This window comes from Maribacter sp. X9 (assembly GCF_048537565.1).
Lineage (GTDB): Bacteria > Bacteroidota > Bacteroidia > Flavobacteriales > Flavobacteriaceae > Maribacter.
This window is the reverse complement of the sequence record NZ_CP183215.1, coordinates 1982069-1998512: the sequence shown is the minus strand read 5'-3', so window position 1 is coordinate 1998512 and position 16444 is coordinate 1982069. Positions and strand designations below refer to the sequence as shown.

At 36.9% G+C, this 16444-nt stretch carries 19 protein-coding genes; 8 read left to right on the top strand and 11 right to left on the bottom strand.

Going from position 1 to position 16444, the window contains the following annotated elements; all coding sequences use genetic code 11:
- Nucleotides 1–12 precede the first annotated feature (12 nt).
- Nucleotides 13–1239 (top strand): peptidase T, encoded by a 1227-nt coding sequence (pepT, locus tag ACNR9Q_RS08470; RefSeq protein WP_419214170.1) that lies wholly within the window; start codon nt 13–15, stop codon nt 1237–1239.
- 76 nt (nt 1240–1315) lie between these two features.
- Here the strand turns inward: pepT and ACNR9Q_RS08465 are convergent, their stop codons facing one another.
- From ACNR9Q_RS08465 to nusB, 4 genes are all read right to left on the bottom strand, one after another.
- A complete protein-coding gene (locus ACNR9Q_RS08465) occupies nt 1316–2662 on the bottom strand; it encodes a Gfo/Idh/MocA family protein (protein WP_419214169.1) in 1347 nt (448 codons plus the stop codon).
- A gap of 98 nt (nt 2663–2760) precedes the next feature.
- Nucleotides 2761–3045, bottom strand: a complete 285-nt coding sequence (yajC, locus tag ACNR9Q_RS08460) for a preprotein translocase subunit YajC (protein WP_419214168.1) — start codon at nt 3043–3045, stop codon at nt 2761–2763.
- Nucleotides 3046–3070: 25 nt separating this feature from the next.
- A complete protein-coding gene (locus ACNR9Q_RS08455) occupies nt 3071–3541 on the bottom strand; it encodes a DUF1573 domain-containing protein (RefSeq protein WP_419214167.1) in 471 nt (156 codons plus the stop codon).
- Between the two features lie 44 nt (nt 3542–3585).
- A complete protein-coding gene (nusB, locus tag ACNR9Q_RS08450; protein ID WP_419214166.1) occupies nt 3586–4533 on the bottom strand; it encodes a transcription antitermination factor NusB in 948 nt (315 codons plus the stop codon).
- Between the two features lie 167 nt (nt 4534–4700).
- Between nusB and ACNR9Q_RS08445 the strand changes: the two genes are divergently transcribed.
- Nucleotides 4701–6452, top strand: a complete 1752-nt coding sequence (locus tag ACNR9Q_RS08445) for an ABC transporter ATP-binding protein (RefSeq protein WP_419214165.1) — start codon at nt 4701–4703, stop codon at nt 6450–6452.
- A 65-nt stretch (nt 6453–6517) separates the two neighbouring features.
- A complete protein-coding gene (locus ACNR9Q_RS08440; protein ID WP_419214164.1) occupies nt 6518–6901 on the top strand; it encodes a PUR family DNA/RNA-binding protein in 384 nt (127 codons plus the stop codon).
- A gap of 84 nt (nt 6902–6985) precedes the next feature.
- On the opposite strand, the gene ACNR9Q_RS08435 is transcribed toward ACNR9Q_RS08440, so the two are convergent.
- From ACNR9Q_RS08435 to ACNR9Q_RS08420, 4 genes are read right to left on the bottom strand one after another with little or no spacing between them, the layout of a single operon-like run.
- On the bottom strand, nt 6986–8038 hold the full coding sequence (locus tag ACNR9Q_RS08435) for a lysophospholipid acyltransferase family protein (RefSeq protein WP_419214163.1): 1053 nt from the start codon (nt 8036–8038) through the stop codon (nt 6986–6988).
- Nucleotides 8035–8955: a bile acid:sodium symporter family protein gene (locus tag ACNR9Q_RS08430; protein WP_419214162.1), complete on the bottom strand. Its 921-nt coding sequence runs from the start codon at nt 8953–8955 to the stop codon at nt 8035–8037. The genes ACNR9Q_RS08435 and ACNR9Q_RS08430 overlap by 4 nt, the downstream gene beginning before the upstream one ends.
- 4 nt (nt 8956–8959) lie before the next feature.
- Nucleotides 8960–9298: a tRNA-binding protein gene (locus ACNR9Q_RS08425; RefSeq protein ID WP_419214161.1), complete on the bottom strand. Its 339-nt coding sequence runs from the start codon at nt 9296–9298 to the stop codon at nt 8960–8962.
- Complete coding sequence (locus tag ACNR9Q_RS08420) at nt 9295–9600, bottom strand: phosphoribosylpyrophosphate synthetase (RefSeq protein WP_419214160.1); 306 nt, start codon at nt 9598–9600, stop codon at nt 9295–9297. Before ACNR9Q_RS08420 ends, ACNR9Q_RS08425 begins: the two co-directional genes overlap by 4 nt.
- 98 nt (nt 9601–9698) lie before the next feature.
- On the opposite strand from ACNR9Q_RS08420, the gene ACNR9Q_RS08415 reads away from it, so the two are divergent.
- Nucleotides 9699–10253, top strand: coding sequence for a thioredoxin family protein (locus tag ACNR9Q_RS08415; RefSeq protein ID WP_419214159.1), 555 nt, complete (start codon nt 9699–9701; stop codon nt 10251–10253).
- 58 nt (nt 10254–10311) lie between these two features.
- A complete protein-coding gene (locus ACNR9Q_RS08410) occupies nt 10312–10839 on the top strand; it encodes a GNAT family N-acetyltransferase (protein ID WP_419214158.1) in 528 nt (175 codons plus the stop codon).
- 30 nt (nt 10840–10869) lie between these two features.
- Here the strand turns inward: ACNR9Q_RS08410 and ACNR9Q_RS08405 are convergent, their stop codons facing one another.
- On the bottom strand, nt 10870–11406 hold the full coding sequence (locus ACNR9Q_RS08405; RefSeq protein ID WP_419214157.1) for a YfiT family bacillithiol transferase: 537 nt from the start codon (nt 11404–11406) through the stop codon (nt 10870–10872).
- A gap of 109 nt (nt 11407–11515) precedes the next feature.
- Here ACNR9Q_RS08405 and ACNR9Q_RS08400 point away from each other — a divergent pair, with 109 nt between their 5' ends.
- Nucleotides 11516–12154 carry a peroxiredoxin gene (locus tag ACNR9Q_RS08400; RefSeq protein ID WP_419214156.1) on the top strand — a complete coding sequence of 213 codons (639 nt, stop codon included), beginning with the start codon at nt 11516–11518 and terminating at the stop codon, nt 12152–12154.
- Between the two features lie 129 nt (nt 12155–12283).
- Nucleotides 12284–12478: a cold-shock protein gene (locus tag ACNR9Q_RS08395; protein ID WP_027064347.1), complete on the top strand. Its 195-nt coding sequence runs from the start codon at nt 12284–12286 to the stop codon at nt 12476–12478.
- 375 nt (nt 12479–12853) lie between these two features.
- On the opposite strand, the gene ACNR9Q_RS08390 is transcribed toward ACNR9Q_RS08395, so the two are convergent.
- The gene (locus ACNR9Q_RS08390) at nt 12854–13786 is read right to left on the bottom strand and encodes a peptidylprolyl isomerase (RefSeq protein ID WP_419214155.1); all 933 of its coding nucleotides are present in this window, start codon (nt 13784–13786) and stop codon (nt 12854–12856) included.
- A gap of 180 nt (nt 13787–13966) precedes the next feature.
- Here ACNR9Q_RS08390 and ACNR9Q_RS08385 point away from each other — a divergent pair, with 180 nt between their 5' ends.
- Nucleotides 13967–15091 carry an acyltransferase family protein gene (locus ACNR9Q_RS08385; RefSeq protein ID WP_419214154.1) on the top strand — a complete coding sequence of 375 codons (1125 nt, stop codon included), beginning with the start codon at nt 13967–13969 and terminating at the stop codon, nt 15089–15091.
- 21 nt (nt 15092–15112) lie between these two features.
- Here ACNR9Q_RS08385 and ACNR9Q_RS08380 read toward each other — a convergent pair whose 3' ends face one another.
- Nucleotides 15113–16438: a M28 family peptidase gene (locus ACNR9Q_RS08380; protein ID WP_419214258.1), complete on the bottom strand. Its 1326-nt coding sequence runs from the start codon at nt 16436–16438 to the stop codon at nt 15113–15115.
- Nucleotides 16439–16444: the final 6 nt, after the last annotated feature.

Sequence of the window (16444 nt, the reverse complement as noted above, 5' to 3'; positions counted from 1 at the left end):
ATCGATTTTACCATGCAACATATCATTGACCGTTTTATAAGCTATGTTACCATTGACACCCAAAGTGACCCAACATCAGAAACAACTCCTAGTACCCATAAACAATGGAAGTTGGCCCATAAACTAGTCGAGGATTTGAAAACTATTGGCTTAAAAGATGTTTCTATAGACGACAATGCCTATATCATGGCTACCCTACCTTCTAATATAGATCATGATGTACCAACCATTGGTTTTATATCCCATTTTGACACGTCTCCCGATTTTTCAGGAACAAATGTGCTTCCTAAAATTGTTGAGAATTATGACGGAAAAGACATTGTGCTAAACGAAGAGAAAAACATTATTCTTTCTTCTTCCTATTTTGATGATCTATTACAATATATAGGACAGACCCTGATCACGACTGACGGCACCACCTTACTGGGAGCGGATGACAAGGCCGGAATTACTGAAATAGTAACCGCTATGGAATATTTGATCAAGCACCCTGAAATAAAACACGGTACTATTAGAATTGGATTTACTCCGGACGAGGAAATAGGTAGGGGAGCCCATAAATTTGATGTAGAAAAATTCGGAGCTGAATGGGCCTATACGATGGATGGAAGCCAAATCGGTGAATTAGAGTACGAAAATTTCAACGCGGCAAGTGCCAAAATAACAATTACCGGAAAAAGTGTACACCCTGGTTATGCAAAAGGAAAAATGGTCAATGCCATTGTGATAGCCAACAAGTTAATTGCAGAATTACCCAAACACGAAATTCCTGAAGAAACCGAAGGAAGGGAAGGATTCTTCCATGTTCACCGTTTTGAAGGCGAAATTGAACATGCCACAATTGGTCTAATCATACGCGATCATGATGGTAGACATTTTCAGAAACGCAAAGAATTATTGGAATCCTTGGTTTTCAAATTCAACAATACAAATGCAGGAAGTGTAACAATGGAATTGAAGGACCAATACTTTAACATGAAAGAAAAAGTAGAACCGGTATACCACATTGTAGAAATCGCAAAAAAGGCAATGGAAGATGTTGGCATAAAACCTATAATAAAACCTATCAGAGGAGGGACCGATGGTTCTCAGCTAAGTTACATGGGACTCCCCTGTCCCAATATTTTCGCAGGAGGACATAATTTCCATGGCAAATATGAATATGTACCTGTAGAGAGTATGCAGAAAGCCATAGAGGTCATTGTGAGAATTTGTGAATTGACCGCTTTACCCAAATAAAAAAAGCCCTGAATGAGATTACCTCAATCAAAGCCTTTTTACTTTGTTATTTAAAAGAAGGTTCTAAAAGTAACTTCTATAATTTAGGTAGTTGCCATCCATTATTATAATTGGCCTTCAAAAGTTGGTTGGCCTCCTCGTTCTTAAATGCCCCGGATTTTTCGTCCCAATAAATACGGTCTCCGGTTTTAAAGGCGACATTACCCATGTGTGACACTAAAGCCGCATCATATCCTACTTTTATGGGTGCGTTTAACGTCGAAGCATCCCTACTTTTAACGGATTCAATGAAGTTTTTGGTATGCAGATCTAGCCCGCTTAAACCACCATTATCATAGGAAAATGCTTCCATTTTCGGGATTCCTTCTTTACCCCACCCTTGGAATTCTTCTTCAGGGATCACTTCCCAGCCTTGTCGGTCTAATACGAGCGTTCCATTGTTGCCAATAAAGGCAATACCGTGATTTCTACCATAATTACCTCCATCTATACCCGTAGCATGCTCCCAAAGAATTGAGAAACCATCATATTCATAAACCGTTTGTAAAGTATCTGGCGTTTCCGAAGCATCATCAGGGTAGGCAAACTTACCCCCCAAAGCCATGACCGACTTTGGAGTTTCAGCCTTCATTCCATACAAAGCATAATCCATTAGATGCACACCCCAATCCGTCATTAATCCACCCGCATAATCCCAGAACCATCTAAAATTAAAATGAAACCTATTTACATTAAAAGGTCTATCGGGCGCCGGGCCTAACCACATTTTATAATCAACTCCTGCGGGTGCTTTTGCATCTGGCACAACAGGTACGGGTTTCATCCAACCTTGGTAGGCCCATGCCTTTGCCAATCGAATTTCACCCAATTCACCAGAGTGTACATATTTAATCGCATCCACAAAATGAGGCTGACTACGTTGCCATTGACCGATCTGCACAATTCTATCCCTAGATTGTACAAAATCTAACATTATATTGGCTTCCTGTACAGAGTTTGCAATTGGTTTTTCACAATACACATCCTTACCTGCCTGTATGGCATCGGTTAATTGCAAACAATGCCAATGGTCTGGAGTGCCGATAATGACTACATCAATATCTTTATTTTCTAATAACTTTCTATAATCTCCGTACCATTTTGGCTTTTTAATACCTGCTTTTTCCAAATCGGCCGTTCTTGCTTTTAGTACATTTTCATCAACATCACATAATGCAATTACATTAATTTCACTCATTTTCAGAAAGGAGGACAAATCTGAAAAACCCATTCCGTTACAGCCTATCAACCCTACATTGATAGTATCATTGGCACCTACTTTTTTACGCATCATTGACAGCAATTCCATGGGAAACATAAATGAGGCTCCTGTCATTACTAAGCCTGCCGCGCCCTTTCTTATAAAATTTCTTCTGTTATGCATTATGTTGATTTTTTGAGTATTCTAAATATACCATTTTTAAACAAAAAAACACCGATGTGAACATCGGTGTTTTTTTTGTACGTATGTAAGTGAAAACTTTATTTCGTTGGAGCGCTTAATTTTTTGCTCATTTCCATGGATATGGCTGATCTATCGAACTTTAATTTACCCGCCATCGTTTCCAAAATACAGGAAAAATCACTGTCATTGATATCTACAACCTTCCCGTGAAGACCACTTTTGGTAATTACACGATCACCACGTTTTAACTCTGCCGAAAATTTCTTTTCATCCTTCTGTCTTTTCATTTGCGGTCTTATCATAAAAAAATATGCGACCACAAAAATTAAGATCATTGGAAGAAACTGCCCTATATCACCCATTATTTGGTATGTATTTAATTTAAAATTATTTAACAGGTCCTAATGGAGCCGCTCCTTTTGGATTAACAAAAGCTTTTATTCTCAAAATCTCGGAGCCTTTTTCGGTATTTGCCGTTACGGTTATCGTCTTTGTTACTTGATTTTGTCCAGAACCATTGAACTTAACGGTCAACTCTCCTGTTTCTCCAGGAGCAATAGGATCTTTCGGTGGATTTGGAACCGTACAGCCACAGCTACTTTTAGCATCGGTAATAATTAAAGGAGCGGTACCCGTATTCGTAAATTTAAAAGCGGTCTCTTGCGGAGTACCTTGCTCAATAGTTCCAAAATCATGCTCAGATTTTTCAAATGACATAACAGGAACCGCTTTAGAGGCTTCATCTCTTACCGCAGCCTCGGCTACATTATCTGTTTTAATTTTACTTGATGCATTTTCTTTACAAGAAGTAAAGGCAACCATTGATACAAGACCAACAACTAAAACTATTTTTTTCATACTATTTTTGATTTATCAATTTTACGTAAAATTATAAAATATTTTTATAACAGGCCCCTACCCATTTTATTAAGCTTTCCATCCGCTTTATATTCTTTGGTAAGCTTATCTAAGATACCATTTATAAATATGCTACTTTTTGGGGTAGAATATTCTTTGGCTATCTCTAAATACTCGTTTATGGTCACTCGTTCTGGTATGGAAGGAAAGTGTAAAAGCTCGCAAATTGCCATTTTTAACAAAATACTATCCACCTCGGCAATACGGTCTTTATCCCAATTCGGAGTTTTGCCTTCAATTTCCTTTTCCAAGGCCGCATCTTTCAATAACGTCCTAGAAAGCAGTTGCAAGGCGAACTTCATATCATCATCATCTTTCAACAAACTCGGTAAAAAATAAGATTCTGGATGCGACTCTTTGGCCTTTTTAAGATGCTTCAATAAAAACGTATTCACAATAGGAATGTCGTCTACCCATGTTAATTTATCATCTTCGAAATAATCATATATTTTATCATTGGGCGCAATTATGGTTTTAAACAAAACCATAATGAGCTCCTTATCAGCCGTATAATCGTTCCCTGGCTGCGCCATATACGTTTTATAGGCCTCACTCTCCAAAATATCCTTATAGATGATTTTAACGTACTCCTCGTTCAAGTACCAATTATCTAACTTTCTATGAGTGATTTCATCCGCTAGTCTTTTATTTTCAATAATTTGTAGCAAAAATTTATTCTGGATAAACTTTTTAGGATCTGGATATGAATTTGTAGTATCGCTAATATATTTATTAGCGGAAAGGGAAATTTGATCAGCTGCCCTTTTCTGGATTTCTATGAAAAGGCCAAGCCATAATAAATAAAGCGTATAGGTATTCTCTATGCTTACTTTTAAAAACTTCTCCTGTTTTTGCAAGGAATCATCCTTGGATTGAATTAGGGCGTAAATGCTCTGCATTACCTTTACCCTAATATGCCTTCTTGTAAGCATGTTAAAGAACTTTTTTAATGAATTGGTTAATTAAAGGCGCAAAGGTAAGTATCTATTTAAAGGGTCACAATAGCAATTGCATTTATCTTAGGTAATTTATAACATACGGTTTTAGGTCAAAAAACTATCTTTGGGCAAAGAATTTATAATCTTTTTTCGACCTTCCTATGAAAGAACTTAAGCACCTTAATAAATACTTTAAAAAATATTGGCTTAAACTTTTTTTAGGAATCATCATTACGATCATTGCTAGACTTTTTCAGCTAGTGATGCCCTCGTACGTCAATAAATCGATTTCGGTAGTAGAAAAATTTCTTAACTCTGAGATTGTCAAAACAGAAGCCCAGACACAATTGATGGAATTCATATTAATCATTGTGGGAGCCGCTTTATTATCCGGTTTTTTCACCTTCCTCATGCGGCAGACAATCATCAATATTTCGCGATATATCGAATATGACCTTAAAAATGAAATTTTCGATCATTATCAAATCTTAAGCCTAAACTTTTATAAGAAAAATAGAACCGGCGATTTAATGAATAGGATAAGCGAGGATGTGAATCAAGTTCGAATGTACGCTGGTCCGGCCATCATGTATGGCATACAGACGCTTACTTTATTTGCTTGCTTGATTCCCTTAATGTTCATCAAAGCGCCAACCTTGGCAGCCTATACCCTTTTGCCTTTACCAATCCTATCCGTACTGATCTATAAAATCAGTAAAGTGATTCATAAGAGAAGTACGATTGTTCAGCAATTTTTGTCAACGCTGTCCACCTTTACCCAAGAAGTATTTTCAGGTGTATCGGTCGTAAAAGCGTATGCCCTGGAGCCGCAAACTAATGAGGAACTAGTAATTCTTGCTAATAGTGGAAAAGATAAAAGTGTTAGTCTTGCAAAAGTAAATGCATGGTTTTTCCCATTGATGATATTGTTGATAGGAATCAGTAACATATTGGTCATTTATATTGGAGGTAAACAATATTTGGCGGGAAAAATAAGTGTTGGTCTTATTGCCGAATTTATACTTTATGTGAACATGCTGACATGGCCAGTGGCCATTGTAGGCTGGTTAACATCGATTGTACAAACGGCAGCGGCAAGCCAAGAGAGAATCAATGAATTTCTAAAAGAAAGGCCCGAACTTAAAAATACGCCTACCCATGAACACACGGTAAAAGGAAAAATAGAGTTCAGAAATGTAGGTTTCACGTATGACGATACCGAAATAACCGCCTTGACAAATTTATCCTTTACCATTAACGAAGGGGAAACCACGGCTATTATCGGAAAAACAGGTTCGGGAAAATCGACAATTCTAGATTTGGTAGCACGTCTCTATGATACGACTTCCGGAGAAATTTTAATCGATGACGAACCCATAAAGGAAATTGACCTTACCACCTTAAGAGAATCCATTGGTGCCGTACCTCAAGATGCCTTCTTATTTTCTGATACAATTAAGAATAACATCAAATTCGGGAAGCAAGACGCGACCGAAGAAGAAATTATAACGATTGCTAAAGAGGCGGTAGTACATGAAAACATCATGGGCTTTTCTAAAGCATACGATACTATTTTAGGGGAAAGAGGTATCACTTTAAGCGGTGGGCAAAAACAGCGGGTATCAATCGCGAGAGCACTGATCAAGAATCCTAAAATCTATCTTTTCGATGATTGTCTTTCTGCTGTAGATACCGAGACCGAAGAAGATATCCTCAATAATCTAAAAAGAGCTTCCCAGAACAGAACCACACTTATCGTAAGCCATAGGGTATCTTCCGCAAAAAACGCGGATAAAATACTGGTATTAGAGGATGGGAAGTTGATTCAACAAGGCACTCACGATGAATTAAATAGCAAGGAAGGCTATTACAAAGAGCTTTATCATAATCAGCTTTCAGAGAAAGAAAATTAGAAAATTGTTGTCGGATAGCGTTTTTTTTTTCATTTTTGATAGTATAACGACACTAAACATACGAAATGAGCGAAAGAGATTTATCAGAACAGGAAGAAATTCACTCCAAAGTTTTACGCGCAGGCAGAAGGACTTATTTTTTTGATGTAAGAAGTACCAAGGCAGGTGATTATTATCTAACCATAACAGAAAGCAAAAAATTCACACATGACGATGGATCTTTCCATTATAAAAAACATAAAATCTACCTGTATAAGGAGGATTTCGATGCGTTCAAAGAAAACGTCGAGGAAATGATGGATTTTATCATCAATGAAAAAGGACAAGAGGTAATTTCAGAAAGACATCAAAAAGATTTTAAAAAGGAAGAAGGAGAAAGTGAAGCCGAAATCGAACAAACTTCACCTGGCACTTCTAGTTTTACAGATGTCAGTTTTGAGGATATCTAGACAATTAAACTTATTAAATATTAACGGCCCTTATATATAAGGGCCGTTTTTAATTCAAAAAAAGCAAATTAGTTTTTAAGGTTCCTAGAAATTATGCGATTTCACCAGCAATGTATTGAGTAAAATAAAGCAAGCCAAACATAGAAGTGCCATCGCAATATTCAAAAAAGAAGTAAAAAAGAAAAATAGAAATATCATATATATCGGAAAAAATACTAGCCCCGTTGCAAATCGAAAAGTACCCATAAATTCATCTTCAGGCACTTTCGGCTTAATCATTAGTTTCCATAAGAGAACGACCGGAAAGTTCAATATGATGAAAACTACGCCAAAAAACCAAGAACCCTGCAATTGCTTTGACCTTTTGTAAGGAACCGTAAATTTTTCATTTGAAAAAAATTTTATCTTTTCATTAGTTTCCTTTGGATTTAGAAAATCCGGATTATCGTTTTCCAAGACTCTTAATGCGGCATCATAATCAAGTTCATCTGGAATATGCGTGGTGAGTTCCTCTAAGCTTGCCTTTATTTTAATTTTGATTGCCGTACTGAATTCAATCAAGGTTTGTTGATGGTATAACCGCTTTACCGCAATAGCTTTGCCATAGTGAACAGCAACTTCATCTGGAAAATGGGCTGCATCTTTGTAATTCACCCCCACCGGCACCAATTGAATATCCAAATTAGGATACATTTCTAAAGTCCTTAAAATAATCCGCACAAATCCTTTGCTTAAAGGCCTAACCTTACGCCTTAGATTATGGTTCGCTTCTGGGAAAATAACAAGTGCTTCTTCGCTTGCCAACAGTTTGGCGCACTTGTCAAAAATCAAATTATTGTTGGATAAGGTTTTCCTGCCATCCCGGATTCGGTAAATGGGAATCATTCTAAAATAAGAGAATAGGGTTTTCAAGAATGAATTCGAAAACACATCTGCCCTCGTCAAGAAATAAGGTTTCCGTTCACAATCGGTCACAATCAACAAAACATCGATTAAAGCACTTTGATGGTTGGGCAAAAAAATAACAGGCTTATCTTTAGGAATATGTTCCAAACCAACGATCTTTATCCGTTTGTGATAAAAATAGAGTCCGACTTTTACCACAAACTTCACCGAGGTATATAGAATTCCTTTCAAGCTATGTTTTTCTTTTGAACCGGAGCAAAACTCCAGAAAGTCGCTAATAACAACCCAGAAATAATATGCCATACTCCCCAAAAGGCGGCCAAAAGAGCCATACCCCCTAGCCCATCAAAAAAAGTAAAAATCAATAACAAACCTAACCCTGAATTTTGAATACCAGTTTCAATGGTAATCGATTTACAATCTTTAACCGATAGGCGAAATAGTTTGGCTACGCTATAGCCTGTAGAAAACGCGATTAGGTTATGAATTAATACAATCCAGAAAACATACAAAATATAATCCTTGAAAAGAATACGATTATTGTACAATGCGATAACTATTAAAAATATAAAAAACCATAAAGAACTAACCTTTAGGGCCTTTGCTATTTTTACCGCTACATTGGGGCGCAGACAATTTATGTACATACCCAAAAGCAAAGGTCCCCCCAAAAGAAGACCTACCAATCTGAACATTTCAAAGGGATCAATCGAAATTTCCTGAACTAAAGTTGAACTTGGCGCATATAGAGTTGACCAGAAATTAAAATTCAACGGGGTCATAACAATGGCCAATAAAGTTGCAAACGCAGTTAAACTTACCGATAGTGCCGTATTTGCTTTGGCCAGATAAGATATGAAATTCGAAATATTACCCCCTGGGCAGGCAGCTACCATGAACATACCTAACGCAATACTCGGCATTGGCTCTATAAATAAGACCAAGAAAAACGTTACTGCCGGAAGCAGTACAAATTGACTGCACAAACCAATAAGCAGTGATTTTGGTTTTTCCCATAATCCTTTAAAATCCTTGAACGATATTTCTAAAGCCACCCCGAACATGACCAAACCCAAAACCATGTTCATAACCAACAATGAGCCGGCATCAAAACTAATTCGAACGTTATCTAATAGGCTTTCTGTCAAAAAATCACGAGATTTTCAATCCATTTGACACTTTCATTTGGGGTTGGATCAAGATTACATCCTTACGCTCTACAGCCCCTAATATAAGACATTCGCTCATAAAATTAGCGATTTGCTTTATAGGGAAGTTGACCACTGCCACAATCTGCTTACCCACAAGTTCTTCTTTAGTATATTTAGTAGTGATTTGAGCCGATGTTTTTTTGACCCCAATTTCTTCACCAAAATCAATATGAACCTTATATGCCGGATTTCGAGCTTCAGGAAAATCAAAAACAGCTACCACGGTACCGGTCCTGATATCTATTTTACTAAAATCATCCCAAGAAACGGCATCCTTCATCTTACTATTTTAAGTTTTTCAATTAAATCACGAGGAACATTTCCAGAATACATTCCGTAGGCATCAACCAATAATCCTTTATCCCCGCTTGAAGTTTCAATAACATATAAAATCGTGTTATCATCTGGATTACTATCTCCTTCAAATCGATAAAATTTAATAACATCTAATTCTGCGGCTGGATGTATCTGCTTTTTACGTTTATGCTCTAAACCTGCATCGCACAAATTAAAATCTTCTGTATACCCTGCTTTCTGTAAATCTTGTATTGCCACAGATAATGACGAATATGAATTTTCCATACGCTTTAATTTTATTATTTGAATGAATGTAAGTATTGTAATCACAAAATACAAGGTCTTTTAATTTCTTAACTTCGTATTATCAAAATTCTTAATTTATGGCAAGAACAGAAAGCAATATGTTGGAATTGGGCACCATAGCCCCAGCATTTAGTTTATTCGATACCGTAACCGAAAAAACAACGAACCTTCAAGCTCTAAAAGGAGAGAATGGAACGGTAATCATGTTCATCTGTAACCATTGCCCTTTTGTAATTCATGTCAATCCTGAACTTGTTCGATTAGCAAAAGACTATGAAAACAATGGCATAGGATTTATTGCCATTTCGAGTAATGATATTCATAATTATCCACAAGATGCACCAGATTTAATGAAGGCTAAAGCCAAAAAAGAAAAATATCCGTTCCCTTATTTATATGATGAAACACAAAAGGTAGCTAAAGATTATAAAGCTGCGTGTACACCCGATCTCTATTTGTTCGATGCGGAGTTAGAACTCGTATACCGGGGGCAGCTGGACGATTCTAGACCGGGTAACGGACTACCGCTTAACGGCAAGGACTTACGAAATGCCTTGGATAGTTTGTTAGCTGGAAATACGATTGATTCTTCACAAAAACCAAGTATTGGATGTAATATTAAGTGGAAATAGAGCCAGTTATAGATTACCCAAAAACTATTCATATCATTAATATCTCTGGTCTTCACGAATGAACGGCACTGTACTCTTTGAACCTTTGACCCCTAACTTGTATGATGATTATATTAAAATAGGCACAATCGCCTATAATCAACATTACCTTCATTTATGGCCAAATGGAGATACATCCACTTATATCGAAAGTAGTTTCACCAAGGAAGTTTTGCTACAGGAAGAACAAGATGATAATACAGTCCTATATCTTATCAAAACGAACAAAAGTTATGTTGGCCTTTTAAAAATCATCTTACATAAGTCCATAGCAAATTACAAGGCAATAGAATCATTGTACATTGACAAAATCTATATTCAAAAAGAATTTACAGGAATAGGATTAGGAAGAAAAACCTTAGAATTCGTAACAGGTTTAAGTAAAAAGCTTTCAAAAAAAGCCATCTATCTTGAAACAATGCAAAAAGGACCGGCCCTTCCGTTTTATTTAGCACATGGCTTTCATATCATCGATATGACAAAAGTTCCTTTTGCAAATGCTGTTGAAGAAGAAAAACCAATGTATGTTCTCTTAAAAGAAATTTAAGCGGAATTTATATTGTATCGTACTAAAAACTTACCAACCTTTTCTCAGGGCCAAATTATAAATATGCGCAAAGTGATGATTACTATGCCAAGCGTATTTGCCGAGGTTTTCGGCTACGGATATAATCACATTTCCATCAGGATGAACATAACTTTTCTGAAAATCATCGGACGAAATTCTATTTAACAGATAAACCAATTTGGCATGCAAGGCCGTCAAATAGTGTAAGGAAAGTTCAATGGGTGCACTTTTCGCATCCATCATAGCACTCCAATCCTTTTCATCATACGCTTTTATTAACGGACCATTCTCGGTCAAAGCCCATTTGAAGCGGGTGTAGCTGTGGTGATGGCTATCGGCTAAATGATGTATCACTTGCCGTACGGTCCAACCACCTTCGCGATAAGGAGTTTCTAGTTGTTCCTCTGAAAAGTCTTGAACCAAATCCGTTAGTCTTCCCGGTAATCTCTCCAAAACTTTTATCCAACTCTCAATATGATGTTTTGAAATCTCTGATGGACACTCAAAATGACCAATAGGATACTTTAATTTTTCTAAATCTTCCATTGTATAAAAATAAAAACTTTAATAGACTTTTAACCTAAAAGGTTTAGACCTAGCCTTATATTCTACTAATTTTATAGGATATAAAAAATAAATACTAAAAAACATAAATATGGCCACAATACGATTAGGGGACACAGCACCCGATTTTACAGCAGAAAGTTCAATGGGTACAATAAATTTATACGATTATTTAGGGGATAGTTGGGGAATCTTATTTTCGCACCCGGCAGATTTTACCCCGGTATGCACGACAGAACTAGGTACTGCAGCTAAGTTTAAGGATGAGTTTGATAAAAGAAACGTGAAAATGCTGGCCCTTAGTGTAGACGGAGCTGCATCACATGCCGAATGGATAAAAGATATCAATGAAGTAGAGCATACTACTGTTAACTTTCCCATTATTGCAGATGAGGATAAAAAAGTGTCAATGTTATATGATATGATACATCCTAAAGCGGATAGTAACCATACGGTACGTTCGGTATTTATCATTGCCCCAGATAAAACAGTTAAGTTAACTTTGACGTATCCCCCCTCTACAGGTAGAAACTTCTATGAATTGCTAAGGGTAGTTGATTCTTTGCAACTGACAGCCTATCATAAGGTAGCAACCCCGGCTAATTGGGAACATGGTAAAGATGTTGTGGTGAGCCCGTCGATTTCTACTGCCGATGCAAAGAATATGTTCGCAAAGGGAATTACTGAAGTAAAACCTTATTTGAGAATGACTCCCGACCCAACTGAATAAGTTTAAAACAAGTCTCATAGTCAATTGGTTAACCTTTTTTAACCAACCTTAATATATCATAAAAGATATTTAAATATTAAATAATAATATACTATCTTCGTACTTTAATTAATATTTAATTTTTCTATTATGAGTAAAGGAACAGTAAAATTCTTCAATGATTCCAAAGGTTATGGTTTTATCACTGAAGATGGTTCAAACGAAGATCATTTTGTACACATTTCTGGCTTAATCGATGAAGTTCGAGAAGGTGATGTTGTGGAATTTGAACTACAACAAGGTAAAAAAGGATTAAACGCCGTTAATGTGAAAGTAATTGACTAGGTAACGATTTAACTTTTTTATAGTATGAAACCCGAACCAATAGGTTCGGGTTTTTTTATGAAAGAATATTAATTTCAAAAAATTCTTCTTCTTACACGCAACCTTTTGATGTTCTTACATCTTATAAAAAAACAATCAACTGTTCCCCGACCTTATCCATTCATTTATGATTACATTTTTTACTGTTTTATTCGTATTACTGATTATTAATATCGCAATGCTTCTAAGTAGTTTAATAATGCGGAAGAAATAAGGCTGGCTTTATTTAAAATTCACTTGCTAAGCAATTCATTTCACTGCCCCAATATCTTTTGTATAAAAAAAGCACCCCAATCTTTATGATTAAGGTGCCCATTATATTATAAATTAGTTATCCTAACTTACGTTCATCAATTCCACATCGAAAATCAATGTAGCGTTGGGTGGTATTACACCACCCGCTCCCGCACTCCCATAGGCTAACTCGGAAGGAATTACAAAACGGGCTTTATCCCCAACCTGTAAAAGTGCGATCCCTTCATCCCAACCTGGTATGACTTGACCAATTCCCAATTGAAAATCTATCGGTTCGTTTCGTTTATATGAAGAATCAAAAACTTTTCCGTTTAAAAGGGAGCCTTCGTAATGAACAGATACCATTTTTCCTTTTTCAGCTTTGGCACCCTTACCATTTTGAATCATTTTATATCTAAGTCCTGATGCTGTTGAATCGAAACCTGCAGCCACTTTATCAAGTTCGGCCTCTTGTTTTTCTTTTTCAGCTTTTAAACGAGCTTCTCCAGAAGCATTGAAATTCTTGAAAGCTTCCAAGGCATTCCAACTCTTTGCTTCTTCACCGACGCGTAAGATTTCCAAAGTTTTAATCTCATCACCTTGAGCTATACTATCAACGACATCTTGACCTTCTTCGACAAGACCGAAAACCGTATGCTTATCATCTAACCAAGGAGTTGCTACATGGGTAATAAAGAACTGACTGCCATTAGATCCAGGGCCAGAATTTGCCATGGATAGAACACCGGGCACATCATGTCTTAAATCTTGATGAAACTCGTCATCAAATTTATACCCTGCATCACCGGTTCCCCTACCTTGGGGACATCCACCTTGAATCATAAAATCTGGAATGACCCTATGAAACCTTAAACCATCGTAAAATGGCTCTCCCTTGGCTTTTACAGTATTATCTTGGTCGCCTTCGGCCAATGCCACAAAATTACCGACCGTTCCAGGTGTTTTGTCATGGGTAAGTTTTACCAATATTTCGCCCTTGTTCGTATTGAACTTGGCGTAAATTCCGTCTTTCATTATACTTATTTTAAATAAGTGGCAAAGGTAAAGAATTTTGGTGTTTGTTCATTTAAGCAATTTTCATTCTGTAAGAATTTAGAGGATTAAGTGCAATGAGCCAATTTATTCGTACTTCTGTCGAGTAGATTAAAAAACGAGTGGGGTTATATCTTTTTTTGCTATCTAATGTCCATTTAAATGCCCATAAAGAGACGTATTTACCAAATAGACCTACTCCGTTTTATAGCCGCAATAGGCATTATGCTAGCACACTATCTTTTCAGAGGGTTTAAAGCGGATAACCTTACAAATCTCAGTTTTTTAGAACTTGGGGGAGAATGGATTAAATATTGTTTCGTATTCATTGACCTCTTCTTTATTATCAGTGGATTTGTAATCACCTTATCGGTACGAAATAAATCATTAAGCTACTTTTTTAAATCTAGAGTGATGCGGATTTTTTCGGTCTATTGGTTATGTGTCTTTATAACTTATGTTGTAACCATTCTTTTTGGTGCCCCGCGATTTACGGTAACTTTTGGTCAATTTCTTTTTAATTTGACCTTACTGCAGGATTTCTTCGATATCAAAAGATTGGACGGTGCCTACTGGACTATGTCAGTTGAACTACGATTCTATGCCCTTGCCATGGCCTATCTTTTTATCTATAAATTCCGAAAAATAAGACTTGAAACTATTTCCTATACTTGGTTGGCATTAAGTACTTTGTTTGTGTTCGCACAAAACAACATTATTGCAAAAGTACTTGATCTATTTTTAATGTTCGAATGGTCTCCAGCGTTCATTGCGGGTATAGTAATGGCTAAAATATACACTTCTAAGAAATTACGACTAAGCCAAGGTGTAACTATACTTCTTTGTTTCGTTTTATCAGCTTACCATCGATACATCTATCTTTTGGAATCGATGGAATACTATCATGTAGATTTATCAGAAACCATAGCTTTTTTCGCAATTCTTTCTATATACCTCATTATGCTAGCGGTAACCATGGGGAAATTAAGTTGGCTCAATAAGCCATATTTTTGGCATTTGGGTATAATGACTTATCCTCTTTACTTATTGCACCAAAGAATAGGCTATATAATATTCAACAATCTTATGGGACATGTAAACAAATATCTGATTTTATCAGGTACTATAATCCTTATGATTTCACTTTCCTTTATTATCGTAAAATGGGTTTCTGCTCCACTTTCCAATTTCTTGGATAAAGTTTTGATGAAATTTATACATCATATTGAAGGCATTAAGTGGCTCTCAAATCCTATTATTATAAAAAAGCTTAGGAAACAACCCTAAAGGTCCATGTGTTCCATAAATTTAAAAACCGTATTTATCTACCAAATAGACCAAGCTTGCCATAGTTGCCGCACCTAGTTCAAGTTCACGCTTGTTGATCTGTTCAAATGTATCGTTTTCAGCATGGTGATAATCAAAATAACGTTGAGAATCTGGTCTTAATCCGGCCATCACCAGTCCCTCTTTTTTCAATGGACCAATATCCGCGCCACTTCCTCCTTTTTTAAAATAATGTACCATATAGGGTTCGAACAAATCTTTCCATCCTACCACCTTCTCAAATTGCTTATCGGTACAGTCAAAGGTAAATCCACGGGGAGTAAATCCTCCTGAATCACTCTCCAGGGCAAATACGTGATTCTCATTTTTTGAGGTAGCTACTTCTGCATACTTGTTTCCTCCCCTTAACCCGTTTTCCTCGTTCATGAACAAAACCACTCTGAGGGTACGTTTTGGCCTATACCCTGTTTTTCTTAGAAGGTTTAATACCTCCATACTTTGAACACAACCCGCACCGTCATAATGGGAACCATCTCCTAAATCCCAAGAATCTAGATGACCCCCAACCACAATTATTTCCTCTGGATGACTACTTCCCTTTATTTCACCTATAACATTATAGGATTCAACATCTGAAAATTCTTTGCAGTTCTGTTTGAAATAGAATTTTATTTCTGAATTTAGTTTGAGCGATGTACTCAGTAAATCTGCGGCATTGGTACTAATGGCAGCGGCCGGTATTCTATCTGCAACGGGCTGATCTCCATACCCCATCGAACCTGTGTGGGGAAAATCGTCTGACCTTAAGTTCATTGAGCGTACGATCACCCCCAATGCACCGAATTTAGAAGCTTCCATCGCTCCAGCATAACGCTGGTCTACACAATTAGAATAGGCATCGAATGTATTGATCTTGGTAGGATCCATGGGTCTATTGAAAAACACAATGTTGCCTTGAATTTTGTCCTTTCCCAAAGTCGCCAGTTGCTCAATGCCATTTACCTCAATAATATTTGCTTTAATTCCTTTGGGCGGTGTAGGCACAGAACCTCCGAGAGCACAAATCGGCACATTTGTGGTAACACCTGGGGATGTTTCGAAATAAGCGAACTCTGGTGTTCCCCTAACCCATTTAGGCACCATTACCGGTTGAAGCCAAACCTTGTCCAAGCCTAAGGAATCTAATTGTGATTTAGTATAATCTACAGCTTGTTGCGCCTGTACAGAACCAGATAAACGGCCACCGATCTGGTTGGAAAGATAATTCAACCAACCATATGCTTTGCCTTGGGTCAGCGCCGTGTCATAAATTTTTTCAAGCTGTTCCGCATCTGTACTTTGAGCCATACCGAT